We start from the raw sequence: 23933 nt of genomic DNA, 5'->3' as shown, positions 1-23933 counted from the left end.
GCGACATCGCGGGGCCACGGCGTCGTCACACCGCCGCGGCAAAGCTCGACGGCCCCCGCGCCGAACGGCGCGGATCCCAGCGGAGGACATACCGGAATGACCCCAGGACGTTTCGACCGACGGCGCATCGCCCCGATGCTCGTCGCCGCCGCGCTCGCCGTGCCGCCCGCCCAAGCCTTCGCCCAGGCCGCCGCCGCCGAGCCGGCGCCGAAGCGCGCGGCGGCAGCGCGGAAGGCTCACCCGAAGGCGCCCGCCAGGCCGGCGGCCCGGGCGGCCGCGGCTCCCGCGGCCCGGTCGCCGATCCTGGGGACGGGCGGCGGCGCGGACGAGGCGGCGTCGCTGGAGCGCCGGCGCAGGGCCTTCTTCGCCGACAAGCCCGACGAGGGCGGGGCGGAGCAGCCCGGCCGGCCGGCCGCCGGCGTCACCCTCGGCGGCGGCGGGGGGATCACGCCGGGGATGGGCTTCAGCTTCTGAAGCCGCACCCCCGGCCAGGGGGCGTCAGGGCGCGTAGTCGAGCGTCATGTTCGTGACGCCGGCGGCGACGTTCACGCCGGTCTCGGTCTGCACCGACAGGGGCTGCAGCGTGAGGCCGCCATCGAGGCCACCGAAGAGCGCGTTGGTGCCGATGCCGGCGCCCACGCTGGCCGAGGCCGAGGCGCCCTTGAACGAGCCCGCGAGCGAGCCCGGCCCCACGGCGCCGCCGGCCGACGCCACGTCCCAGGTCAGCTGGCCGGGTCCCTGGGTGCCGAGCTGAAGGCCGAAGCTGTTGATGGTGCCGATGTAATGCTGCCGCGGGGCGCCGTTGGCCGGCGAATATTCGCAGTTCAGCCCCTTGCTGGACGTGATCACGAAGCCGGTGCCGCCGGACACGTTGCAGAAGAGCTGGCCCACCGGGCCGGCGAAAGCGGCCGAGGGGGCGAGCGCCGCGCCGGCGAGGAGGGCCGCGGCGAGGGCCGGGATGCGAAGCGTCATGGGATGGTTCTCCGGCGCCGGTCCCGCGGGCCGGAGGAGCCGGTCCGGGGCGCTGGGGCGCGCCCCGCGTCAACAGGCGGGGGCCGGTCGAGATCCATCCGGGGAAGCGCTTTCCCGCCCGGCTGTGGCGCCCGCGCCTCATCGCCCCTGGGCCGAACCGCGAATGTCCGCTCGCGAATGTCTGCTGAAGGGGGCGAACCTTCGGGGCCGCTCGGCCGTTGTGACGGCCTCACCCCGGGGGCACCGATGAGCGACGACCTCAGATCCATCCCGGGCGCGTCCGGCCCCGAAGCCGAAGCCCTGCTCACCAAGGCGGTGCGGTGCCGCCGCCTCGCCGCCCAATCGCTCGACGCGCGGGCCGCGGAGGCCTTGAAGGCGCTGGCGACGGAATGCGAGGCCGAAGCGGCCGGGATCGCGGGACGGCGTCGCGTCCAGGCCGCCTGACGCGGGCCATGACCGCCGTCGACCGGGGCCCGATCGACCGGCGATCCGCGGCGCTGCTGGCGCTGATGGCCCCCTTCGCCGCCGTCGCGGCGGCTTCCGCGCAGGCGCCGCTCGCCCCGCCGTTCCCCGCCCCGCCGGTGGCCGTCGCGCGCCCGCCGGGCGGCGGGCCGCGCGACATCGCCATGCTGGTCTATCCCGGCCTCACGGCGCTCGACCTCGTCGGCCCGCAATACATGTTCGCGGCGCTCGACGGGATGCGGGTGCACCTCGTCGGCAGGACGCTGACGCCGGTGACGAGCGACACGGGGCTGGTGCTGACCCCCACGCTGGACTTCGCGTCCTGCCCGGCCGACCTCGCGGTGCTGTTCGCGCCCGGCGGCACCGACGGCACGCTGGCGGCCATGCGGGATCGCGACACGCTCGCCTTCCTGGCGGATCGGGGCGCGCGCGCCGGCCGCGTCGCTTCCGTGTGCACGGGCTCGCTCCTGCTCGGCGCGGCGGGGCTGCTCCGGGGCTACCGGGCGACCTCGCATTGGGCGGCGCGACCCGTGCTGGCGGGTTTCGGCGCCGTGCCGACCGACGCCCGCGTGGTGCGGGACCGCGACAGGGTCACGGGGGCGGGCGTCACGGCGGGGCTCGACCTCGGGCTGGCGATGGTGGCGGAGCTGCGGGGCGATGCCTACGCCGAACTCGTCCAGCTCGGCTGCGAATACGATCCCCGGCCGCCCTTCGCGGCGGGTTCGCCCCACACCGCGCCGCCCGCCGTCACGGCCGAGATGACGCGGCTCCTGTCCGGCTTCGTCGCCGCGGCGGGGCGCCTCGCGGCGGAACGGCCGCCCGGCGTCGCCCCGACCTGAGCCCGCCCGCCCCCGGCTTGACCGCGCCCGCGCGGGGATGCGAGACGCGGCGACGCCCTCCTCCACCCCGTGAGCCCGCATGACCGCCAGAGCCCTCGACCTCCTCTGCCTGGGGAACGCCATCGTCGACGTCCTCGCCACCGTCGACGACGCCTTCCTGGCGGGGCGGGAGATCGCCAAGGGCGGCATGAACCTCATCGACGAGGCCCGCGCCGAATCCCTCTACGCCGCCATGGGGTCCACCGTCATCGTGTCGGGCGGCTCCGCCGCCAACACGGCGGTCGGCGCCGCGATGCTCGGCGCCGCCGCCGCCTTCGTCGGCAAGGTGCGGGACGACGAGGTGGGCGGGTATTTCACCCGCGACCTGCGCTCCACCGGCGTCGGCTTCGCCACATCCCCCGCCGCCGACGGCCCCGCCACGGCGCGCTCCTACATCCTGGTGACGCCCGACGGGCAGCGCACCATGAACACCTACCTGGGCGCGTGCCAGAACCTCACGGTCGCCGACGTCGACCCGGCGCTGGTGGCGTCCGCGGGCGTCACCTACCTCGAAGGCTACCTGTGGGATCCGCCCCACGCCAAGGACGCCTTCCGCAAGGCCTCCGAACTGGCCCACGCGGCGGGGCGGCGCGTGGCGCTGTCGCTGTCCGACAGTTTCTGCGTCGGCCGCTACCGGGCCGAGTTCCTCGACCTGATCCGCTCGAAGAAGGTCGACATCGTGTTCAGCAACGAGGACGAGCTCCTGGCCCTCTACGAGACGCTGGACTTCGACGCCGCCGTGGCGGCGCTCGGGGCCGATTGCGGGCTCGCCGCCGTCACGCGCGGGGCCGCGGGCGCCGTGGTGGTCGAGCCCGGCCGCGTGCGCGGCGTGCCGGCTTCGCCGGTCGAAGCCGTGGTGGATTCGACCGGCGCCGGCGACCTGTTCGCGGCCGGCTTCCTGGCGGGGCTGGCGCGGGGGCGCGACCCGGCCGACTGCGCCCGGCTCGGCACCCTGGCGGCCGCCGAAATCATCGCCCACGTCGGCGCCCGGCCCGTGGCCGACCTGGCCGACCTGGCCCGCCACGCGGGCTTCCCGGGCTGAAAGGCCCGCCACGCGGGTTTCCCGGGCTGAAAGGCCGTGGATGGACGCCCTTCCCCGCGAAGGCGGAGGGGAATCCATCGATGTCGTCGAAGGGCGTTCGGGCGCGAGTCCGACGCCTTCACCCATCCCGAGCCCCCGGTGCCCGCTTCGGCGGGCGCCTTCACGCTGTCGGGCGATCCCGACGGCCGCCGACGGCGTCGATCAGGGCCGGCAGGGACCGGATCAGCGCCGCGGAATCGAACGGCTTCTCCCACAGCGGCACGCCCCGGTAGGACGCCGGGATGGAGCACCGGTCGTAGCCCGTGGCGAACACGAAGGGCGTGCCGCGGGCGCGCAGCGCTTCGGCCACCGGATACACGGCCTCGTCGTGCAGGTTGATGTCCAGCACGGCGGCGTCGAGCCGCTCGGACGCCATGAGGGACAGCGCTGCCGGCCCGTTCGGCGCCGGCCCGACCACGATGGCGCCGGCGCCCCGCAACGCCGCCGCGATATCGTCGGCGACGAAATACACGTCCTCCACCACGAGGATGCGCCGGCCGGCCAGGGGAGCGTCCGATGTCGAGGGGGGCATGGGGCAGGGACCCGAAGGGCAGGGGCGGCGTCGTCCGCCCCATTAGCAGCGCCGGGGCCCGCCCGCGCAACCGCCGCGGCGGGCTTCGGTCCGCCTTCGCCCGCGAGGGCGGAGCCGCTCGCGGCCCGAGCCCGCCCGGCGCCTGCGGCCGGTGGAAACACGGGGCCCGATGCGGCATGGTCGGGGCCTTGCCGCCACGCCGACGGAGCCGCCCGTGTCATCCTTTCCGAGCCTCAGGGCCGCGCTGCTGTCCAACGACGAGGCGGCCCGCGTCATCGTGTTCGAGGACATCGAGCTCCAGGTCCGCATCGGCGCCTACGAGAGCGAGCGGCACGCGCCGCAGCGGGTGCGGGTTTCGGCCGAGCTTCTCGTCGTCCCCGCGGCCCCGCTGGGCGCGGACCGCCTGGCCGAGGTGGTGGACTACGACGCGATCCACCGCGACATCGCGGCCCTGGCCGGCGCGCCGCACGTCGATCTCCAGGAAACGCTGGCCGAGCGGGTCGCGGCCCTGTGCCTGAAGCCGCGCGACGTGGCGGCGGTGGAAGTCTACGTCCGCAAGGTCGACGTGTATCCGGACTGCCGCAGCGTCGGCATCCGGGTGCTCCGGACGCGCCGCGACGCTTGACGGCCGGGGCGGCGGCGCGCCTTCGCGCCCGCCGCCCGTCGAACCCTCAGCCGGGGCCCCGTTCGCCCCGTGGCGCGCGGAGCGGCAGCGCCGCCGCTTTATGTGCATGCAATTTCGCGATCCGCCCAACATTCCCGCAGGGCGGGACGGGCCGGACGATTGCCGGCGCGAACCAATCTGCATAGGTTCGAGGGATGGAGACCGCCCCCCTCCCGAACCCCCCGTCGGCCGCCGCGGCCGGCCTGCGCGCGCTGGTCCTCGAACTCGGCCGCTTTCCCGACCGCCCCCTGCCGACCGAGCGCGACCTGTCGTCCCGTTTCGGCGTGGGGCGCCGCGCCATCCGTCAGGCCCTGGCCGAGCTCGCCGCCGAGGGCCGCGTGTGGCGGCGGCAGGGCAAGGGCACGTTTCCCGGGCCGGCGCCGGCCGTCGTGGTGCCCACCGTGCACCGCATGGCGGCCCGCACCAGCTTCGTCGAGGTGATGGAGGTGCGGCTGTCGATCGAGCCGGAGCTGGCCAGGCTCGCGGCCGAGCGCGCCACCCCCGAGCAGGCCGCGCTGATCGGCAGCCTCGCCCGACGCACCGTCGCCCAGACGGTCGACAGGCCGCCGCCCGAGATCGAGGACTGGGACGGCGCGCTGCACCGCGCGGTCGCGGAGGCGGCCGGCAACCGGCTGTTCCTCGACCTCTTCGTCATGGTCGACCGCATCCGCCGCGACCCCGCCTGGCAGGGCGCCCGGGCGGGCGTCCGCACGCCGGACCGGTTGCGGCGCAGCGCCGACGAGCACCTCGCGATGGCCGACGCCATCGCGCGGCGCGACCCGGCGGAAGCCGCCCGCGTGATGCGCCACCACATCGGCACGCTGCGCGACGCCCTCGTCGCGGGTGCCGGCGATGCCTGAGCCCGCCGCCGCCCCCGTCCTCCGCGTCGAGGACCTCACGGTGCGCTTTCCCGGCGTCCCCGCGGCCGTGGTCGACGGCGTTGGCTTCGCGGTCGGCCGGGGCCGCACGCTGGCGATCGTCGGGGAATCGGGCTGCGGCAAGAGCGTGACGTCGCTGGCCCTGATGGGGCTGCTGCCGCCCGCGGCGCGCGTGTCGGGCCGGGCCCTGTTCGCCGCCGCCGGGGGCGGGGTGGACCTCCTGAGCATGCCGCCCCGCGCCCGCGCCGACCTGCGCGGGAACCGCGTCGCCATGGTCTTCCAAGAGCCCATGACGTCGCTGAACCCGGCCTTCACGGTCGGCGACCAGATCGCCGAAGCGGTGGTGCGCCACAGGGGCGTGACGCGGGCGCAAGGCCTCGCCCGGGCGCGCGAGGTGCTCGACCTCGTCCGCATCCCGGCCGCGGCCGAACGGCTGCGGGCCTACCCGCACGAGCTCAGCGGCGGCATGCGCCAGCGCGCCATGATCGCCATGGCGCTCAGCAACGATCCCGAGCTGCTGATCGCCGACGAGCCCACCACGGCGCTCGACGTCACCATCCAGGCCCAGATCCTGTCGCTGATCGCGCAGCTGCAGAAGGACACCGGCGCGGCCATGATCCTCGTGACGCACGATCTCGGCGTCGTGGCCGAGGTCGCCGACGACGTGGCGGTGATGTATGCGGGCCGCGCCGTCGAGGCCGGCCCGGTGACGGACATCTTCGACGATCCCCAGCACCCCTACACGATCGGCCTGATGGGCTCGATGCCGGCGCTGGGCCGCCGGACCGGCCGGCTCGCCACCATCCCGGGCGCCGTGCCGCTGCCGGCCGACCTGCCGCCGGGCTGCCGCTTCGCCACCCGCTGCCCCTTCGCGGACGCCCGCTGCGCGGCCGAGCGGCCGCCCGAGCGCGCCTTCGGCCCGGCGCACCGGGCCGCCTGCTGGCACGCGCCGCTCGAATCGCTGGGAGCCGCCGCGTGATCCTGTCCGGCGAGCGCCCCATTCTCGAAGCCGTCGCGCTGACGAAGCATTTCGCCGGCCGGCGCCGGCTGTTCGGGCGTCCCGCGGCGGTGCGGGCGGTCGACGGCGTCAGCTTGCGGGTGCGGCGGGGCGAAACCCTGGCGCTGGTGGGCGAATCCGGCTCGGGCAAGTCGACGCTCGGCCGGCTGATGCTCGACCTGATGCCGCCGACCGCCGGCGACGTGCTCTACGCCGGCCGCAACGTCGGCGCGCTCCCCGCGGCCGAGCGGCGGGCGCTGCGGCGCGAGCTCGGCATCGTGTTCCAGGACCCCTTCGCGTCCCTCAACCCGCGCATGAGCGTGGCCGACATCGTGGGCGAGCCGATCTGGCTGCAGGGGGACCTGTCGCGCGCGGACCGCCGCGCCGAAGCCTCCGCCCTGCTGCGCCGGGTGGGGCTGCGGCCGGAGCACGGCGACCGCTACCCGCACGAGTTCTCGGGCGGCCAGCGCCAGCGCATCGGCATCGCGCGGGCCCTGGCGTCGCGGCCGAAGCTGCTGCTGGGCGACGAGCCGGTGTCGGCGCTGGACGTGTCGGTGCAGGCGCAGGTCGTCAACCTGCTCGAGGACCTGAAGGCCGAGTTCGGCCTGACGCTCCTGGTGGTGGCGCACGGGCTCGGCGTCATCCGCCACATGAGCGATCGCGTCGCCGTGATGTACCTCGGGCAGATCGTCGAGCTGGCGCCCGTCGACGCGCTGTTCGACGACCCGCTCCACCCCTACGCCCAGGCGCTGCTCGCTTCCGCGCCGAACCCGAGCCCGCGCGCCCGCAAGGCCCGCGTCCTGCTCGAAGGCGACATCCCCAGCGCCACGCGGCCGCCGCCCGGCTGCCGCTTCCACACCCGCTGCCCGCACGTGCGGCCCGTCTGCCGCGAGCTCCAGCCCGCGCTGGAGGAGGTGGCGGGCGGCGGACTCGCCGCGGGAGGGCGCGCCGTCGCGTGCCATTTCTGGGCCGAGCTCGCGGGCGCCGGCGCCGGCGCGCGCGCCGCACTCCCGTCGCCCGCCTTCGCGCGGCGCCTCGCCCTCTTCGAGGCGCGGTCGAAGGCCGCCGCCCCCGCCGAACCCGCCCCATCCCGAGGACCTGCCCCATGACGAAGACGACCGGATTATCGCTCGCCGCGCTCCTCCTCGCCGCCCCGCTGCTGGGGGCCCACGGCGCCGCGGCGGCGCCGGGCCTGAGGATCGGCCTGCAGGAGGACCCGGACTTCCTCGATCCCGCCCGCGCCCGTTCCTACGTCAGCCGCATCGTCTTCGCGTCGCTCTGCGACAAGCTGATCGACACGACGCCGGACCTGAAGTTCGTGCCCCAGCTCGCCCTGTCCTGGACGTGGTCGGCCGACAACAAGACCCTGACGCTGAAGCTCCGCCCCGGCGTGACGTTCCAGGACGGCGAGCCCTTCGACGCCGAAGCGGTGAAGTTCAACCTCGACCGCTACCGCACGATGCCGGAAAGCCTGCGCAAGAGCGAGATCGCCAGCATCGACCACGTCGACGTCGTCGATCCCCTGACGGTGAACCTCGTGCTGAAGCAGCCGGACGCCGCCCTGGTGGCGCAGCTGACCGACCGGTCCGGCATGATGATGGCGCCGAAGGCGACCGCCACCGGCAACCCCACGGCCAACCCGGTCTGTTCCGGCCCCTTCACGTTCACCGAGCGCGTCGCCCAGGACCGCATCGTGCTGGACAGGTTCGCGAACTACTGGAACGCCGGCGCCTACCATTTCGACCGCGTCACCTTCATGCCGATCCCGGACACGACGGTCAGGCTCGCCAACCTCCAGTCCGGCGGCCTCGACATGATCGAGCGCATGGCCGCCACCGACGTGAAGACCGCGCAGGCCGACCCGAAGCTGCAGGTGCTGTCGATCCCGGGCCTCGGCTTCATGACGCTGGAGTTCAACGTCACGGGCGACAACGCCAAGACCCCGCTGGGGCAGGACAAGCGCGTGCGGCAGGCTTTCGACCTCGCCATCGACCGCGACGCGCTGAACGGTGCCGTCTACGAGGGCCGCTTCACGCCGGGCTACCAGCCCTTCGCCCCGGCCAGCCCCTATCACCTCGAGCAGCCCGTGCCGGGCCGCGACGTCGATAAGGCGAAGGCGCTGCTCAAGGCCGCGGGCGTGACCGCGCCCCTGACGGTGAAGATGACGGTGGCCAACAGCACGGATGCGCAGCAGCTCGGCCAGGTGATCCAGGCCATGGTGGCCGAGGCCGGCTTCGACCTCCAGCTCCAAACGACGGAGTTCGCCACCCTCCTGTCGCAGAACGGCGCCGGCAACTTCCAAACCACGATGGTGGCCTGGTCCGGCCGCGTCGACCCGGACGGCAACATCCACCAGTTCGTCACCTGCAAGGGTGGCCTCAACGACATGAAGTACTGCAACCCCGAGGTCGACGCGCTGCTCAACGGCGCCCGCGGTGTGACGGACCCGGCCGAGCGCAAGGCGAAATATGCCGCCGCGATGAAGATCGTCGAGGACGACAAGCCCATCACCTACCTCGACTTCGAGCCGCGCATCTTCGGCGCCACGAAGGCGCTGCACGGCTTCGTGCCGCATCCGGACGGCATGATCCGGCTGCAGAACGTGACGCTGGACAAGTGAGCGCATCCCGCACGCGCGCCCTTCTCCCGCCTGCCGGGGACGGTGCCTCTGCGGGGCGGAAGCGGAGGAGGGGAGCCGCCACGGTCGCGTGTTCCCCCATCCGTCGCGGCCGCGCGCCGACACCGCTTCGCGCGAGGGGGAGAAGGGGACGTCCCCCGTGCTGAGCTTCATCGCCCGGCGGCTCGCCCTCGCGATCCCGACGCTCGTCCTCGTGTCGCTCTTCACCTTCTCGCTGCAGAAGCTGCTGCCGGGCGACCCCGTGCTGGCGCTCGCCGGCGAGGAGCGCAGCCCCGAGACGCTGGCGATGCTGCGCCACAAATACCACCTCGACGACCCCGCGCCGGTGCAATACCTGCACTGGATCGGCGGCGTGCTGCACGGCGACCTCGGCGTGTCGCTGAAGACGGAGCAGCCGGTCACGCAGATGATCGGGCAGAAGCTGCCCATCACGGTCGAGCTCGCCGTGCTGGCCATGGGCATCGCGCTGCTCATCGGCATCCCGGCCGGCGTGATCGCGGCGGTGCGCAAGGGCACGGCGACCGACCTCGCCGCCAACGTGGTGGCGCTGGCCGGCATCTCGGTGCCGTCCTTCTGGCTCGGCGTGCTGATGATCCTGCTCTTCGCCGTGAAGCTGCACTGGCTGCCGGCCTCGGGCTTCGCGCCGCTGTGGGAGGACCCGCTGCAGAACCTCCGCACCCTGCTGATGCCCTCGCTCGTCATCGGGGCGGCGCTCAGCGCCTCGCTGATGCGCCACACCCGCGGCGCCATGCTGGCGGTGCTGCGCGCCGACTACATCCGCACCGCCCGCGCCAAGGGTCTGCTGTCGCCCGCCGTGATCCTCAAGCACGCCTTCCGCAACGCCCTCGTGCCCATCGTCACGCTGGTGACGCTGCTGTTCGGCGAGCTGATCGGCGGCGCCGTGCTGACCGAGCAGGTCTTCACCATCCCGGGCTTCGGCAAGATGATCGTCGACGCCGTCTTCACCCGCGACTACGCGGTGGTGCAGGGCGTGGTGCTCTGCGTCGCCTGCGCCTTCGTGGGGCTGAACCTGCTCGCCGACGTGCTCTACGTGCTGATCAACCCGCGCATGAGGGCAAGTTCTTGAGGTCCGCAGCATGACCGACGTCGCCCTGCCGGCCCGTGCCGTGCCGCGTCGCCCCCGCAGCCGCGGGCTCGCGGCGTTTCTGCGAAACCGTGCCGCCGTGGCGGGGGCGGTCGTGGTGGCGCTGTTCGTCGCCGTGGCGGTGCTGGCGCCGCTGATCGCCCCCTACGACCCGCTGAAGACCAACTTCCTGCTGATCCGCAAGGCGCCCTCGGCGGCGCACTGGTTCGGCACCGACGACCTCGGGCGGGACATCCTGTCCCGCCTGGTGTTCGGCGCGCGGGCGTCGCTGCTGGCGGGCTGCATCTCGGTCGCCATCGCGCTCGGCATCGGCGTGCCGGTCGGGCTCGTGTCGGGCTATTTCGGCCGCTGGATCGACGCGGTGCTGTCGCGGGTGGTGGAAGCGCTGCTGTCCTGCCCGTTCCTGGTGCTCGCCATCGCGCTCGGCGCCTTCCTGGGGCCGAGCCTCGGCAACGCCATGATCGCCATCGGGCTCAGCGCCATGCCGATCTTCGCGCGGCTGACGCGCGGGCAGGTGCTGGCGGTGAAGGCGGAGGACTACATCGAGGGCGCCCGCGCCATCGGCCTGCCGGACCGCTGGATCATCCTGCGCTACGTGCTGCCCAACGCCCTCGCCCCCATCGTGGTGCAGGCGACGCTGGCGATCGCGGGCGCCATCATCGCGGAAGCGAGCCTGTCCTTCCTGGGGCTCGGCCAGCAGCCGCCGGCGCCCTCCTGGGGCTCGATGCTCAACACGGCGAAGAACTTCCTCGATGCGGCGCCGTGGATGTCGATCTCGCCGGGGGCGGCGATCTTCGCCGCCGTGCTCGGGTTCAACCTGCTCGGCGACGGCCTGCGCGACGCGCTCGATCCCAAGGAAGGGTGAAGGCAGGCGCCCGCCGCTCCCCTCCATCACGAGACCAGCTCAGGGCCCCGCCCTGAAACCCGCCGAAGGGGCAGCCCTTCGGACTCCAGTTCAGTCGAGAGCGCCATGAGCAACATCAACCCCGGCCGCTTCACCACCCGCCCCGAGATTCAGGGCACCTTCGGCGTCGTGTCGACCACGCACTGGATCGCCACGGCGGTCGGCATGTCGATCCTGGAGCGGGGCGGCAACGCCTTCGACGCCGGCTGCGCGGCGGCCTTCGCGCTGCAGGTCGTCGAGCCTCACCTCAACGGCCCCGCCGGCGATGCGCCGCTCATCCTCCACGCCGCCGGCGCCCCCGAGGCCGAGGTGATCTGCGGCCAGGGCCCCGCGCCGGCCGGCCTGACGGCCGCGCATTGCCGCGACCTCGGGCTCGACCTCATCCCCGGCACCGGCATGCTGGCCGCCTGCGTGCCGGGCACCTTCGACGCGCTGATGCTGATGCTGCTCCGCCATGGCAGCATGGGGGTGAGCGACGTGCTGGCCCCCGCCATCGGCTACGCCCGCCACGGCCAGCCCATCGTCGAGCGCACCGCGGCGACGATCCGCACCGTGGAAGGGCTGTTCCGCGACCATTGGACGACGTCGGCCGACGTGTACCTGCCGAACGGCGCCGTGCCCGAGCCCGGCACGCTGTTCCGCAACCCGGCCCTGGCCGACACCTACGAGCGCATCGCCCGCGAAGCCGAGGCCGCCGGCTCCCGCGAGGCCGGCATCGCCGCCGCCCGCCGCGCCTGGTCCTCCGGCTTCGTCGCCGAAGCGATCGACCGCTGGTGCCGCACCGAGGACGTGATGGACGTGTCCGGCCGCGCCAACCGCGCCGTGATGACCGGCGACGACATGGCGGGGTGGGAGGCCACCGTCGAAGCCCCCGTCGGGCTCGACTACGGCCGCTACCGCGTGCTGAAGGCCGGCTTCTGGAGCCAGGGGCCGGTGGCACTGCAGCAGCTCGCCCTGCTCAAGGGCTTCGACCTCGACCGGCTCGACCCGACGGGCCCCGATTTCGTCCACCTCGTGGTAGAAGCCTCCAAGCTCGCCTTCGCGGACCGGGAAGCCTTCTACGGCGATCCCGCCCACGTCCCCGTGCCGGGCGACGTGCTGCTGTCGGACAGCTACAACGCCGAGCGCCGCGCCCTCATCGGCAGCCGGGCCTCGACCGAGCTGCGCCCGGGCACGATCCCGGGCTTCGGCGGCCCGGTCGACGCGCGCGCCACCGACGAGGGCCGGGTCGCCGTGGGGTCGTCGGGCGCCGGCGAGCCCACGGTCGGGCGGCTCGGCACCACCCGCGGCGACACGGTGCATTTCGACGTCGTCGACCGCTGGGGCAACATGGTGGCGGCGACGCCCTCGGGCGGCTGGCTGCAGTCCTCGCCCGTCATCCCGAGCCTCGGCTTCGGCCTCGGCACCCGCGCCCAGATGTTCTGGCTGGAGGACGGGCGGCCGTCGTCCCTCGCGCCCGGCCGGCGGCCCCGCACCACGCTGTCGCCGACCTTGGCGCTGCGCGACGGGAAGCCGTACCTCGCCTGGGGCACGCCGGGCGGCGACCAGCAGGACCAGTGGATCCCCCAGTTCTTCCTGCGCCACGTCCACGCCGGGATGAACCTGCAGGAGGCCATCGACGCGCCGGCCTGGCATTCCGAGCATTTCCCGTCGTCCTTCTGGCCGCGGAAGTCGCGCCCGAACCGGCTCGTGGTGGAATCGCGCCTGCCCGCCGCGACGGTGGAAGAGCTGCGCCGCCGCGGCCACGCCTTGGAGGTGGGCGATCCCTGGTCGGAAGGGCGGCTCGTCGCGGCCTCGCGCGACCCGGACGGCCTGATGCGCGCCGGCGCCAACCCGCGCGGCATGCAGGGCTACGCGGCGGGGCGGTAGAGCGCATCGATCACCCGGCCGGGCTCCGCCCGGCCACCTCCTCCGAGGGCGGGGGAGAAGGGAAACAGGAGCCGTCATGCCGACCCACCACGACATCCCCGTCACCCACGACCACATGGTGTGGGGCACGCTCGACCCCGCCGCCCCGCCCGTGCTGCGCGTGGCCTCGGGCGACACCGTCACGCTCGGCTCCTTCCCGGCCGGCGGCGCGGCGAGCCTGCCGCCGGATCCGTCCCGCGTGCCCCCGGCCTACCGCGCCGCCCTCGACGGCATGGCGCAGGGCCTCGGCCCGCATTTCATGACCGGGCCGGTCTTCGTCGAGGGCGCCGAGCCCGGCGACGCCCTGCAGATCGACATCCTCGACGTGCGGGTCAGCCAGGACTGGGGCTTCGTGTCGATCCTGCCGCTGCTCGGCACGCTGCCCGACGAGTTCACGTCCTACGAGACGATCCATCCCGAGGTCGACCATGCGCGGGGCGTCTGCGTCATGCCCTGGGGCACCGCGATCCCGCTCGAGCCCTTCTTCGGCATCCTCGGCGTGGCGCCGCCGCCCGCCTGGGGCCGCTGCGGCTCCTCGGTGCCGCGCGCCTTCGGGGGCAACATGGACAACAAGGAGCTCAAGGCCGGCACGACGCTCTACCTGCCGGTGTTCAACCCCGGCGCCCTGTTCTTCGCCGGCGACGGCCACGGCGTGCAGGGCGACGGCGAGGTCTGCATCACCGCGCTGGAAACGGGCGTCACCGGCACGTTCCGGCTGACGGTGCGCAAGGACATGCCGCTCGAGCGTCCCTTCGCGGAAACGCCGGCGCACCTGATGTCGATCGGCCTCGACGAGGACCTCGACGACGCCGCCAGGCAGGCGGTGCGCGAGATGGTCGACCACGTGTGCCGGCGCACGAGCCTCACCCGCAACCAGGCCTACATGCTGTGCTCGCTGGCCGGGAACCTGCGCGTGACGCAGCTCGTCGACGGCAACAAGGGCGTCCACATGCTGCTCGCCAAGGACCTCCTGTGACGGTCGGCCCGCGCTGCCTGATCGTCCAGCCCGTCCACGCCGACGGGCTCGACAGGCTGCGGGACGCCGGCATCGAGCCCGTGCTCTGCCCCGAAGCCTCGACCGGGGCCGTGGCCCGGCTGCTGCCCGGCTGCGTCGCCGCGGTCACGCGCGACTTCGGCTTCTCCGCCGCCTGCTTCGCGGCGGCGGACGGGCTGCGCGTGCTGGCGGTCCACGGCGCGGGCCACGACGCGGTCGACAAGGCGGCGGCGACGCGCGCCGGCGTGCTCGTGTGCAACGCGCCGGGCCACAACGCCCGCTCGGTGTCGGAGCTGGCGTTGGGGCTGGCGCTGGCGGCGGCGCGCCTCGTGCCCGCCGCCGACCGCGACGAGCGGGCGGGGAAGCGCGGCTTCCGCGAGCGCCACAGGTCGGCCGAACTCGGCGGCAAGACGGCGCTGATCGTCGGCTGGGGCGCCACCGGGGCGGGGCTCGGGCGCATGCTCCACGCGGCGCTGGGCATGCGGGTGCTGGTGTTCTCGCCCCGTGCCGCCGACACGGGCGGCTTCCCGCGCGTGGCGACGCTGGAGGAGGGGCTGGCGCAGGCCGACCTCGTGTCGCTGCACACGCCGATGCGCGACGAAACGCGGGGGATGATCGGCCATGCCGCGCTGGCGCGGGTCAAGCCCGGCGTCCTCCTGGTCAACACCGCCCGGGCCGGGCTGGTGGACGAGGCCGCGCTGGCGGAAGCGGTGGCCGACGGCCGCGTCGCCGCGGCGGGGCTCGACGTGTATTCGCACGAGGCGCCGCGCGGGCCGCTGGCGGCCACGGACCGGGTGATCTTCACGCCGCATCTCGGCGGCGCCACCGATGAGGCCCTGCGGCGCATGGCGGCGGCTTCCGCCGCCATCGTGATCGAGGCGCTCGCCGGCGGCACGCCCGCCACGGCGCTCAACGCGCCGGTGGGCGTCTACGCGGCGCCGGCCGCCGCCGGCGGCTGACGGTCCACCGCGCCGCGGTCGACCGGACCGCCCCCGACCCGGCCCGCGCGTCACGGGTCCGTCGGCAGCCCTTCCTCGCGCCCCGGCACCGACATGTCGAAGGCGTTGAGCAGCACCGACACCAGGCAATAGCCGCCCACGAGGTAGACGAGCTCGCCCGTCCCCTCCTCGCCGAAGGTCCGGACGGCGCGCCGGTACGTGCTTTCGGGCAGTTGCCGGCCGGCGGCGAGCGCCGCCGCGACGTCGTAGGCCGCCGCTTCCTCCTCCGTCAGGTCGGCCGGGCGCCCGCCCGCCGCGATGGTGGCGATCTTGTTCGGCGACAGGCCGGCGCCGTCGGCGACGCGCTCGTGGGCGTAAAGCTCGTAGCGGCTGTTGAAGGCCGCGCCCGTGACCAGGATGGCGACCTCGTGGGCGGGCTTCGGCAGCGTCGAATGGTGGATCAGCGCCTTGGTGTAGTCCCAGGCCGGCCCGCCGAAATGGGGAAAGCGCAGCAGCGCCGGGAAGGGGCCGACCAGCGCGCCGTCGGCCCGCGTCGACACGAAGCCCTTGAGGTGCTTCGCCACCCCGGCGGCCATGTCGTCGTGGAGTTCGCGCAGGTCCGGGTCCATGTCGGCGGGGGGGATCGGTGGCGTTCGCATGGTGGCTCCTGTGGGTCGCGGGACGGCCGCCGACCTGTCTTGGGTTTCGCGCGGGCTTCGGCGAGCCGGGACGGGGGCTGGCCCGCCGGTCAGGCGCCCGCGGCGCCGTTCAGCGGGTTGTCCGGGTCCCAGCCGTAGCGCAGCGTTTCGAAGCGCATCGAGCGCGCGTCGACGAGCAGCAGCCGGCCCAGCAGCCCGTCGCCGAAGGGGACGATGCAGCGGATGGCTTCCAGGGCCATCAGCGAGCCGACGAGGCCCGTCAACGCCCCGAGCACGCCGGCCTCGGCGCAGGTCGGCACGGAGCCCTCCGGCGGCGGGCTCGGGAACAGGCAGCGGTAGGTCGGGTTGGGGCGCCCGTCGGGGCCCGTCTCGTGGGGCTTCAGCACCGTCACCGACCCGTCGAAGGTGCCCACCGAGCCCGTCACCAGCGGGCGCCCCGCCCGGAAGCAGGCGTCCGACACGGCGTAGCGGGTGGTCCAGTTGTCGGAGCCGTCGACCACGAGGTCGTAGGCGGCGGCGAGCGCTTCCGCGTTGTCGGCCGTGATGCGGTGCGGGTGGAGCTCCAGCGCGACATGCGGGTTCAGCTTCGCCAGCGCTTCGGCGGCGGCCTCGACCTTGGGGCGGCCGACGTCCGGGGTGGAGAACAGCACCTGGCGCTGCAGGTTCGACAGCGACACGTGGTCGTGGTCGATCGCGCCGAGCGCGCCCACGCCGGCGGCGGCGAGGTAATGCAGCACGGGGGCGCCGAGCCCGCCCGCACCCACCACCAGCACGCGCGCCGCCTTGAGCCGCGCCTGGCCGGGGCCGCCGATCTCCCGCAGCACGATGTGGCGGGCGTAGCGCTCGATCTCTTCCGTCGACAGGTTCATGCGCCGGCGCCCCTCACGCTATAGGTCCCCCGCCGCTGTAGTCGCGGGGCGGCGGGGACGCAAACGGGGGGACGGATGAGGATCAGGGCCGGGGATGCGCCGCTCCCCTTCATGGTGGCGAACCGCGGCGTGGCGCTGGCGCTCGGGCTGACGGCGGCGGTCGTCGCGCTGTTCGCGCTCGCGCCCGGGCTCGACCTCGCGGCGGCGGAGCTCTTCTACGCGGGAGGCGGGCGCTTCGCCGCCGCGACGCCCGCCGGCGAAGCGCTCCGCCGGCTGTTCTCCCTCGCCCCCTTCGCCCTGCTGCTCGGCGCCGGGGCGCTCCACGCCCTCCGGCGGCGGGGCTCGCGCCTGCCGGCGCCGACCGGCCGCGCGCTGCTCGTGCTGGCGCTGAGCCTGGCGCTCGGGCCGGGGCTGCTGGTCAACGTCGCGCTGAAGGACCATTGGCACAGGCCGAGGCCCGTGCAGGTGGCCCGGTTCGGGGGCGGCGATGCGTTCCGGCCGGTGGGACTGCCCGGCGGGGACTGCGCGCGCAACTGCTCCTTCGTGTCCGGTGAAGGGGCCTCGTCGTTCTGGAGCGTGGCGCCGGCCCTGATGGTGGCGCCCCCGTTCCGCGCCGCCGCGCTCGCCGCGGCCCTGGCCTACGCCGCCGCCACCGGGCTGCTGCGGATGGGGTTCGGCGGCCATTTCCTGTCCGACACCCTGCTGGCGGCGCTGTTCACCTGGCTGGTGATCGCCGCGGTGTGGCGGGCCGTCCTGGGATTCCGCAGCCCGCGGGCCGATCCTTAAACCCTTTGTTAACCACGCGGCCCGACAGTGACGATCAGTTAACCAGACCTTCGGACATTCGCGAGGCCCCATGTCGCCCCATCACCCGTTCCTCCGCACCCAGGACACGACTGACGGCGCCGCCCGGGGCGACCGCAGCGTCGGGCAGGACCTCGACAACATCTTCCGGCTGACGGCGGCGCAGCCCCAGGCCGCCCAGGGCCAGGCCGCCCAGGGCCAGGCCCCCCAGGTCCAGTCCGCCCCGGCCGCGCCGCAGCAGGCCCCCGAGCGCGGGCGCGCCGCGGATTCGCGCCGCATCACCCCGCCCGACCTCGATGCCGCGCTCGACATGCTCAACCGCGCCGCCAAGGCGATGGACCTGATGCAGTCGCGCTACCAGCAGATCGAGGACTACGCCAAGGGCGTCGCCGACCGGGCCGAGAAGGACATCGCGGTGGCCTATGCCCAGGCGCGCGAATGGGAGGTGCGGGCCGCCGGCGGCGAGAACAAGCTCGAAGAGCTGCGCCAGCGCGCCGAAGCCGCCGAGCGCCGCGCCGATGCGGCCGAGCGCAACGCCCGGGAAGCGCGCGACTGGCTCGAATGCTTCTACGACCGGATCGTCACGTCCTTCGACACCCGCACCTTCCTGAAATCCCAGGCCGCCTGACGCCGCACCGCGGGACAGGTCCCGAAAGGCATCCCCGTTCGGCCCGCCGGCTCCTCGCCGCGCGGGCCGTGCCGCGTGGCCGGACAGGCCCGCAGTTCGGGCGAATCACCCCCGAATTTCCCGCCGTCCCGGTAACCTTTCGTCAACCACCGCCCGTCAGACTCGTCGACTGTGGCCCCCAGGGGACGCCGGGCGGCGGTTCGCCGCCCCGGATCAAGCATGGACGGGACAGGCCGCGCGCGGCGTCCCGAGCAAGACGGAGAGTCCCGATGAGTGAAGCCTCGCTTCTTCGCGCCCTGGCCGACCGGCTGGACGAGCTCGAATCCTTGAAGCTGTTCCCCGCCGACGTGACCGATCCCGGCACCGTCACGGTGGAATGGACCGCCAGCAGCGACCACCCCGGCTACGCCATCCTCAGCCAGGCCATCTCCTCCATGGTGGAGCAGCACTGGAACGCCCTGCGGTCGCAGGTCGTGAAGAAGAAGGAGACCGAGGTGTCGACCACCCGCAAGGAGTGGATGGACATCGCCGCCGCGCCGGCCGCCCCCGAGGCCCCCGCCGCCGACGGCCTGGCCGCCGCCATGGGCCCGTCCCGCGTGCAGCTGGTCCAGCGCCAGGCCTGAACCCGCGGCGAGCCCGGCCCCGGCGGCCGGGCGGCAGGAACCGACGACCAACGCGTAAAGCCGCCCCCTGGGCGGCTTTTTCGCGTTCGGCGCGACCTCCGGGCGGTTCGCATGCGCCCGGCGTCGCGTTGTCGCGCGGTTCGAACGCCGGGCGTCACTGACGGTAGTGCTGGATCCGGGTGGTCCGCAGGCCCGCCAGGCCGTGCTGGTCGATCGACATCTGCCAGGACAGGAACTCGTCCACCGTCAGGGTGTAGCGCGAGCAGGCTTCCTCCAGCGACAGCAGGCCGCCGCGCACCGCCGCCACCACCTCGGCCTTGCGCCGGATGACCCAGCGCTTGGTGGACGGTGGGGGGAGGTCGGCGATCGTGAGGGGGCTGCCGTCGGGCCCGATCACGTATTTCGCCCTGGGGCGATGCATGTCTACCATTGTGTCACTCGCGAACTCGACTCTTGCGAACGATCCGAAGCTAGAAGCGGCAGCTTAAGAGTTGGTCACCTCAACTCCCTGCATTTCAATAGGTTTTTGGTTTCGAAGGCGTGAAGGGCCCTGTTTTCGTGCTGTGCCAGACCTGCCGGATCGCTGCCTTGCGCGAGGCTTTCCCCTCGCGAAAGGCGGCGTTTCGCAGTCGCCCGGCCAGCTTCCGTTCAGGTTCGGCGGGGCTGGATAAAGGGGGCCGAAGGGGCTAGATCCGTCGGGAAGATTTCGAGGGTTTCGCGCCGCTGTTGCCGATGCATCACACTTTAGCCCCCAACTCGCTCGACCTCGCCAAGCCGCCCTCCGAAACGCGGGTCGTGGTGGCGATGTCGGGCGGCGTGGATTCGTCGGTGGTCGCGGCGCTGCTGAAGCGCGACGGGTACGACGTCGTCGGCATCACGCTGCAGCTCTACGACCACGGCACGGCGACGGGCGCCAAGGCCAAGAGCTGCTGCGCCGGGCGGGACATCCACGATGCCCGCGCGGTCGCGGCGCGGCTCGACATCCCCCATTACGTGCTCGATTACGAGAGCCGCTTCCGCGAGAAGGTGATCGCGCCCTTCGCCGACAGCTATCTCGCGGGGGAAACGCCGATCCCCTGCGTGAGCTGCAACCAGCACGTCAAGTTCGCCGACCTGCTCGACACCGCGCTGGACCTCGGCGCCGACGCCATGGCGACCGGGCATTACGTGTCGTCGCGCGCCGTCGGCGGCGGGCGGCGGGCGCTGTACCGGGCGCACGAGCGCGACCGGGACCAGAGCTATTTCCTTTACGCCACCACCCAGGCCCAGCTCGACGTCCTGCGCTTCCCGCTCGGCGGCCTGACCAAGGCCGAAACGCGCGACCTCGCCCGCGGCTTCGGCCTGGACGTCGCCGAGAAGGCCGACAGCCAGGACATCTGCTTCGTGCCGACGGGGCGCTACACCGACCTCATCGCCAAGCTGCGGCCCGAAGCCGGGCAGGGGGGCGAGATCGTCGACCTGCGCGGGCGCGTGCTCGGGCGGCACGGCGGCATCATGAACTACACGGTCGGCCAGCGGCGCGGGCTCGGCCTCGCCGAATCCACCGCGGGCAACGGCGAGCCGCTGTTCGTCGTGCGGCTCGATGCGGCGCGGGGGCGCGTGGTCGTCGGGCCCCGGGCGGCGCTCGGCACCGCCGCGGTGTCGCTGCGGGACGTGAACTGGATCGGCGACGGCGCCTATGCGGACGGAGCCCGCGTGGCGGTGCGCCTGCGGTCGACGCGCCCGCCGGTCGCCGCCGTGCTGCGCGGGACCGCCGACGCGGCCCGCGTCGAGCTCGCCGAGCCCGAAGGCGGCGTGTCGCCGGGGCAGGCCTGCGTGTTCTACGACGGCACCGACGACGGGGCCCGCGTGCTCGGCGGCGGCGTCGTGCGCGCCACCGTGTCGGCGGCCGACAGCGAAACGAGGGCCGTCGCGTGACCGTCGCCGAACGATCGAGGGACAAGGCCGCCATCACGGAGGCCGGGCAGGTGGTCGAGGCCTACGGGCGCTGGGCCCCGGTCTACGACCTCGCCTTCGCGGCCGTGATGCGCGCGGGGCGGACCGCCGCCGCCGAGGCCGCCAGCCGGGCCGCGGGCCCGGGCGGCCGCATCGTCGACATCGGGGTGGGGACGGGGCTCGAACTGCCCATGTTCGATTCCCGCACGCGGATCACCGGCATCGACCTGTCCGAGCCCATGCTGCGCGGGGCGCAGCGCCGTGTGGTGCGCGAGAAGCTCGGCCACGTCGAGGGGCTCCTGGTGATGGACGCCACGCGGCTCGCCTTCCCGGACGGGTGCTTCGACGCCGCGGTCGTGCCCTACGTCCTCACCGTGGTGCCGGAGCCGCACCGCATGATGGACGAGGTGCGCCGCGTGGTGCGGCCGGGGGGCGAGATCGTGCTGGTCAACCATTTCGGCGCCGACCGCGGGCCGGTGGCGGCGGTGGAGGGCTGGCTCGGCAAGCGCTCGGCGTCGCTCGGCTGGCACCCGCAGTTCCCCTTCGCGGTGCTGGGCGACTGGATCCGGGCGACGCCCGGGATGCTGCTCGTCGAGCGGCGGCGCATCCGCCCGTTCGGCCTGTTCAACCTCGTTCGGCTGCGGCGCGAAAACTGAAGGGACCGCGAAGGGCCCCGGCCCTTCGCCGGGGCCTGGGGCGGCGCGTCGAAGGGGTTCCGCGGCGGTCGCCCCGGGGGCGCCGCCGAGGATGCCGAGCAGAACCGGGCGCGGGCCCGGGACGACGGGAGGAAGCGGGCCATGCTGATCCACGACGACGCGCGCGCCGCAGCCCTGCAGGCCCGCCGCCCCCCGGCGGCGGCGCTCGAAACGGTGCTGGGCGCCCTCGCTGAACGGTTCGGGGACCGCTTCTCGCGCAACCGCTCCGTGCTCGACCAGCACGGCCACACCCGGACCCAGATCCGGCTCGAAGCGCCCGACGGCGTGGTGTTCCCCCGCACCACCGCCGAAGTCGCCGAAGTGGTGACGCTCTGCGCCCGGCACCGCGTGCCGGTCATCCCCTACGGCACCGGCACGTCCCTGGAAGGGCACGTCAACGCGCCCTTCGGCGGCATCTCGATCGACACGTCGGGCATGAACCGGGTGCTCGCCGTGCACGCCGAGGACCTCGACTGCGTGGTGGAGCCCGGCGTCACCCGCAAGGCGCTGAACCTGCACCTGCGCGACCACGGGCTGTTCTTCCCCATCGACCCCGGCGCCGACGCGTCGCTCGGCGGCATGGCGGCGACGCGCGCTTCGGGCACGAGCGCGGTGCGCTACGGCACCATGAAGGACAACGTCCTGGCGCTGGAGATCGTCACCCCGCAGGGCGACGTGATGCAGACGGCGCGGCGCGCCAAGAAGTCCTCCGCCGGCTACGACCTCACGCGGCTGATGGTCGGCTCAGAGGGGACGCTGGGGGTGATCACCGGGATCACGCTGAAGCTCAGCGGCATCCCCGAGGCCACGGCGGCCGGCGTGTGCCCCTTCCCCAGCGTGAAGGCGGCCTGCGACGCGACGATCCTCACGGTCCAGTCCGGCATCCCGGTGGCGCGGATCGAGCTGCTCGACGCCCTGCAGGTTCGCGCCTGCAACCTGTATTCGAAGCTCGGCCTGCCCGAAACGCCGATGCTCTTCGTCGAGTTCACCGGCACGCCGGCGGGCGTGGCCGAGCAGGTGGAAAGCTTCGGCGCCATCGCGGAGGAGCTCGGCGGCGGCCCCTTCGACTGGGCGACGCGGCCCGAGGACCGGTCGCGCCTGTGGCAGGCGCGCCACGACGTTTATTGGGCGAGCTTCACGCTGCGGCCCGGGGCCAAGATCATCTCGACCGACCTGTGCGTGCCGATCTCGCGCCTGGCGGACTGCGTTTCCGCCACCCAGGCCGACATCGCCGCCACGGGCCTGGTGGCGCCGATCGTCGGCCATGTCGGGGACGGCAACTTCCACCTCGGCCTGCTGTTCGACGATGCCGACGCGGACGAGATGGCCCGCGTCGACGCGTTCCTGGACCGGCTGGTGCGCCGCGCCCTGGCCATGGAGGGGACGTGCACCGGCGAGCACGGCGTCGGGCAGGGGAAGGCGGGCTACCTCGCCGAGGAGCACCCGCCGGCCGCGCTGGCGATGATGCGCGCCGTCAAGGCGGCCATCGATCCGCTGGACATCATGAACCCGGGCAAGATCCTGCCGCTGGACGGGTGATCCGCATCCCGCCGGGCGAGGGCGGCGGGCCGTCGCGGCGGCGGGCCTGGGCCCTTCCGAGTCGCGGGGCGATCCCGTGGCCGCGGCGACCGTTGCCGCCCTGAAACGCCTCGACGCTCACGCGTCTGAATGCTACCGTCAGTTTGTCGTCCCCGGTCCCGGATCGACATGGAGGGTTGCATGGCTGGAACCTCGCCCGCAGCCGGGATGTCCGCCCCGCGCATCGACCGCGGCGCGTTCCGCCGCAACCGGCAGCACAAGAGCGCCGTCAACGCCGAGCAGGCCGAGACCGCGTCGCGCACCGCCATCGTGCTGGGCGGCGGTGCGCCCAACATGGCCCTGATGGCGGGGGCGCTGGCGGCCTTCTCCGAGCGGGGCATCACCTTCGACGTCGTGTCGACCTCGGGCGCGGGGGCCTTGGCGGGCCTGCTGTGGCTGGCCCCGAAGGGGGCCGCGCCGGCCGACGCCCTGCGGGCCGTCACGACCATGAGCGTGGCCGATTCGATCTACCGCTGGTTCCCGGTCAACTACAAGGTGTTCAACAAGCCCGGCCCCGTCGCCGACCTGTGGCGGGCCGCGGTGGCGGCGAACCCCTTCCTGCGCACGGACGCGCGCCTCTACGAGACGGCCGCGCCCTACGCGATCTGGTCCGACCTGCAGGCCTTCGTCCTCGCGGCGCTGACGCCCAGCGGCCTCGGCGCCGGCAGCCTCGGGCTCTGCGCGCCCCCGCCCTTCGCCGAAGCGATCATCGACTTCGACCGCTTGAAGGCGATCGCGCCGTATTTCTACATGAACGCCTACAACATCGACGCGCAAAGGATCGACGATTTCTCCAAGGAGGTCATCACCGCCGACCACTTCCGCGCCGCCCTGGCGTTTCCCTTCATCTACGGCCCCTACACGCTGGACGGGACGCGCTATTACGAGGGCGCGGTGGTGGACTGCCTCGATCACGTCCGTCAAGGTGGTGGAGTTTGGTCTGGTGCTCACCGCGGCTCCTGACGGGTCTCAGGCTGCGATGTGGGTCAAGGTCGCCGGCTCGTCGGTGCGGCCGGCCATAGTTTCGAGCGTCATGTAGCGGTGCTGGAGCTGCCACTCGTCGTTCTGTTCGAGCAGGATGGCTCCGACAAGCCGCTTGATCGAGTCCTCGTTAGGGAAGATGCCGACGACGTCGGCGCGGCGCTTCACCTCCTTGTTCAGCCGTTCGATCGGGTTGGTCGAATGGAGCTT

General features: G+C 73.7%; 27 protein-coding genes. 21 read left to right on the top strand and 6 right to left on the bottom strand.

What is annotated here, in order from left to right:
• Window positions 1-96 precede the first annotated feature (96 nt).
• Window positions 97-474 (top strand): hypothetical protein, encoded by a 378-nt coding sequence (locus D3273_RS17095; RefSeq protein WP_129228105.1) that lies wholly within the window; start codon window positions 97-99, stop codon window positions 472-474.
• 24 nt (window positions 475-498) lie between these two features.
• Here the strand turns inward: D3273_RS17095 and D3273_RS17090 are convergent, their stop codons facing one another.
• Window positions 499-972, bottom strand: a complete 474-nt coding sequence (locus tag D3273_RS17090; protein ID WP_245501231.1) for a DUF992 domain-containing protein — start codon at window positions 970-972, stop codon at window positions 499-501.
• A 246-nt stretch (window positions 973-1218) separates the two neighbouring features.
• Here D3273_RS17090 and D3273_RS17085 point away from each other — a divergent pair, with 246 nt between their 5' ends.
• The 3 genes from D3273_RS17085 to D3273_RS17075 all read left to right on the top strand — a co-directional run bounded on the left by D3273_RS17085 (window position 1219) and on the right by D3273_RS17075 (window position 3354).
• Window positions 1219-1416, top strand: coding sequence for a hypothetical protein (locus tag D3273_RS17085; protein WP_129228104.1), 198 nt, complete (start codon window positions 1219-1221; stop codon window positions 1414-1416).
• Between the two features lie 8 nt (window positions 1417-1424).
• Window positions 1425-2273, top strand: a complete 849-nt coding sequence (locus tag D3273_RS17080; RefSeq protein WP_129228103.1) for a DJ-1/PfpI family protein — start codon at window positions 1425-1427, stop codon at window positions 2271-2273.
• Between the two features lie 79 nt (window positions 2274-2352).
• Window positions 2353-3354 (top strand): adenosine kinase, encoded by a 1002-nt coding sequence (locus D3273_RS17075; protein ID WP_129228102.1) that lies wholly within the window; start codon window positions 2353-2355, stop codon window positions 3352-3354.
• Window positions 3355-3514: 160 nt separating this feature from the next.
• Here the strand turns inward: D3273_RS17075 and D3273_RS17070 are convergent, their stop codons facing one another.
• A complete protein-coding gene (locus D3273_RS17070; protein ID WP_129228101.1) occupies window positions 3515-3925 on the bottom strand; it encodes a response regulator in 411 nt (136 codons plus the stop codon).
• Window positions 3926-4139: 214 nt separating this feature from the next.
• Between D3273_RS17070 and D3273_RS17065 the strand changes: the two genes are divergently transcribed.
• From D3273_RS17065 to D3273_RS17020, 10 genes are all read left to right on the top strand, one after another.
• Window positions 4140-4550, top strand: coding sequence for a dihydroneopterin aldolase (locus D3273_RS17065; RefSeq protein ID WP_165359535.1), 411 nt, complete (start codon window positions 4140-4142; stop codon window positions 4548-4550).
• 194 nt (window positions 4551-4744) lie between these two features.
• Window positions 4745-5449: a FadR/GntR family transcriptional regulator gene (locus D3273_RS17060; RefSeq protein WP_129228099.1), complete on the top strand. Its 705-nt coding sequence runs from the start codon at window positions 4745-4747 to the stop codon at window positions 5447-5449.
• Window positions 5442-6446 (top strand): ABC transporter ATP-binding protein, encoded by a 1005-nt coding sequence (locus D3273_RS17055; protein WP_129228098.1) that lies wholly within the window; start codon window positions 5442-5444, stop codon window positions 6444-6446. The genes D3273_RS17060 and D3273_RS17055 overlap by 8 nt, the downstream gene beginning before the upstream one ends.
• Complete coding sequence (locus tag D3273_RS17050) at window positions 6443-7573, top strand: ABC transporter ATP-binding protein (RefSeq protein ID WP_245501230.1); 1131 nt, start codon at window positions 6443-6445, stop codon at window positions 7571-7573. Before D3273_RS17055 ends, D3273_RS17050 begins: the two co-directional genes overlap by 4 nt.
• Window positions 7570-9084 (top strand): ABC transporter substrate-binding protein, encoded by a 1515-nt coding sequence (locus D3273_RS17045; protein ID WP_129228097.1) that lies wholly within the window; start codon window positions 7570-7572, stop codon window positions 9082-9084. The genes D3273_RS17050 and D3273_RS17045 overlap by 4 nt, the downstream gene beginning before the upstream one ends.
• A gap of 157 nt (window positions 9085-9241) precedes the next feature.
• Window positions 9242-10189 carry an ABC transporter permease gene (locus tag D3273_RS17040; RefSeq protein WP_129228096.1) on the top strand — a complete coding sequence of 316 codons (948 nt, stop codon included), beginning with the start codon at window positions 9242-9244 and terminating at the stop codon, window positions 10187-10189.
• A gap of 10 nt (window positions 10190-10199) precedes the next feature.
• Window positions 10200-11072 carry an ABC transporter permease gene (locus D3273_RS17035; protein ID WP_129228095.1) on the top strand — a complete coding sequence of 291 codons (873 nt, stop codon included), beginning with the start codon at window positions 10200-10202 and terminating at the stop codon, window positions 11070-11072.
• Between the two features lie 105 nt (window positions 11073-11177).
• The gene (locus D3273_RS17030) at window positions 11178-12980 is read left to right on the top strand and encodes a gamma-glutamyltransferase family protein (protein WP_129228094.1); all 1803 of its coding nucleotides are present in this window, start codon (window positions 11178-11180) and stop codon (window positions 12978-12980) included.
• A 76-nt stretch (window positions 12981-13056) separates the two neighbouring features.
• Window positions 13057-13995: an acetamidase/formamidase family protein gene (locus D3273_RS17025; RefSeq protein WP_129228093.1), complete on the top strand. Its 939-nt coding sequence runs from the start codon at window positions 13057-13059 to the stop codon at window positions 13993-13995.
• Window positions 13992-14972: an NAD(P)-dependent oxidoreductase gene (locus tag D3273_RS17020; RefSeq protein ID WP_129228092.1), complete on the top strand. Its 981-nt coding sequence runs from the start codon at window positions 13992-13994 to the stop codon at window positions 14970-14972. Before D3273_RS17025 ends, D3273_RS17020 begins: the two co-directional genes overlap by 4 nt.
• Window positions 14973-15022: 50 nt before the next feature.
• On the opposite strand, the gene D3273_RS17015 is transcribed toward D3273_RS17020, so the two are convergent.
• Together D3273_RS17015 and moeB are read right to left on the bottom strand one after the other, a co-directional pair.
• A complete protein-coding gene (locus D3273_RS17015) occupies window positions 15023-15610 on the bottom strand; it encodes a carboxymuconolactone decarboxylase family protein (RefSeq protein ID WP_165359534.1) in 588 nt (195 codons plus the stop codon).
• Between the two features lie 89 nt (window positions 15611-15699).
• Window positions 15700-16479 carry a molybdopterin-synthase adenylyltransferase MoeB gene (moeB, locus tag D3273_RS17010; protein ID WP_129228091.1) on the bottom strand — a complete coding sequence of 260 codons (780 nt, stop codon included), beginning with the start codon at window positions 16477-16479 and terminating at the stop codon, window positions 15700-15702.
• A gap of 75 nt (window positions 16480-16554) precedes the next feature.
• Between moeB and D3273_RS17005 the strand changes: the two genes are divergently transcribed.
• The 3 genes from D3273_RS17005 (at window position 16555) to D3273_RS16995 (ending at window position 18534) form a co-directional block, all read left to right on the top strand.
• Entirely contained in the window at window positions 16555-17265 is a 711-nt protein-coding gene (locus D3273_RS17005; RefSeq protein ID WP_129228090.1) for a phosphatase PAP2 family protein, read from the top strand.
• Between the two features lie 70 nt (window positions 17266-17335).
• A complete protein-coding gene (locus D3273_RS28320) occupies window positions 17336-17911 on the top strand; it encodes a hypothetical protein (RefSeq protein ID WP_165359533.1) in 576 nt (191 codons plus the stop codon).
• 269 nt (window positions 17912-18180) lie between these two features.
• Entirely contained in the window at window positions 18181-18534 is a 354-nt protein-coding gene (locus D3273_RS16995) for a hypothetical protein (RefSeq protein WP_129228089.1), read from the top strand.
• A gap of 154 nt (window positions 18535-18688) precedes the next feature.
• Here the strand turns inward: D3273_RS16995 and sciP are convergent, their stop codons facing one another.
• On the bottom strand, window positions 18689-18964 hold the full coding sequence (gene sciP / locus D3273_RS16990; protein ID WP_129222012.1) for a CtrA inhibitor SciP: 276 nt from the start codon (window positions 18962-18964) through the stop codon (window positions 18689-18691).
• Between the two features lie 302 nt (window positions 18965-19266).
• On the opposite strand from sciP, the gene mnmA reads away from it, so the two are divergent.
• From mnmA to D3273_RS16970, 4 genes are all read left to right on the top strand, one after another.
• A complete protein-coding gene (mnmA, locus tag D3273_RS16985; protein WP_129228088.1) occupies window positions 19267-20451 on the top strand; it encodes a tRNA 2-thiouridine(34) synthase MnmA in 1185 nt (394 codons plus the stop codon).
• On the top strand, window positions 20448-21125 hold the full coding sequence (locus tag D3273_RS16980; protein ID WP_245501229.1) for a class I SAM-dependent methyltransferase: 678 nt from the start codon (window positions 20448-20450) through the stop codon (window positions 21123-21125). The genes mnmA and D3273_RS16980 overlap by 4 nt, the downstream gene beginning before the upstream one ends.
• 141 nt (window positions 21126-21266) lie before the next feature.
• The gene (locus tag D3273_RS16975) at window positions 21267-22703 is read left to right on the top strand and encodes an FAD-binding oxidoreductase (RefSeq protein ID WP_129228087.1); all 1437 of its coding nucleotides are present in this window, start codon (window positions 21267-21269) and stop codon (window positions 22701-22703) included.
• A gap of 180 nt (window positions 22704-22883) precedes the next feature.
• The gene (locus tag D3273_RS16970) at window positions 22884-23705 is read left to right on the top strand and encodes a patatin-like phospholipase family protein (protein WP_165359532.1); all 822 of its coding nucleotides are present in this window, start codon (window positions 22884-22886) and stop codon (window positions 23703-23705) included.
• A 6-nt stretch (window positions 23706-23711) separates the two neighbouring features.
• Here D3273_RS16970 and D3273_RS16965 read toward each other — a convergent pair.
• On the bottom strand, window positions 23712-23933 hold a 222-nt coding region (locus D3273_RS16965), incomplete at its 5' end, for a transposase (RefSeq protein WP_207210805.1).

Source organism: Lichenibacterium minor, from assembly GCF_004137685.1.
In the GTDB taxonomy this organism is placed as follows: Bacteria; Pseudomonadota; Alphaproteobacteria; order Rhizobiales; family Beijerinckiaceae; genus Lichenihabitans; species Lichenihabitans minor.
The sequence above is the reverse complement of the archived record's forward strand: the minus strand, read 5'-3'. Positions and strand labels throughout refer to the sequence as shown.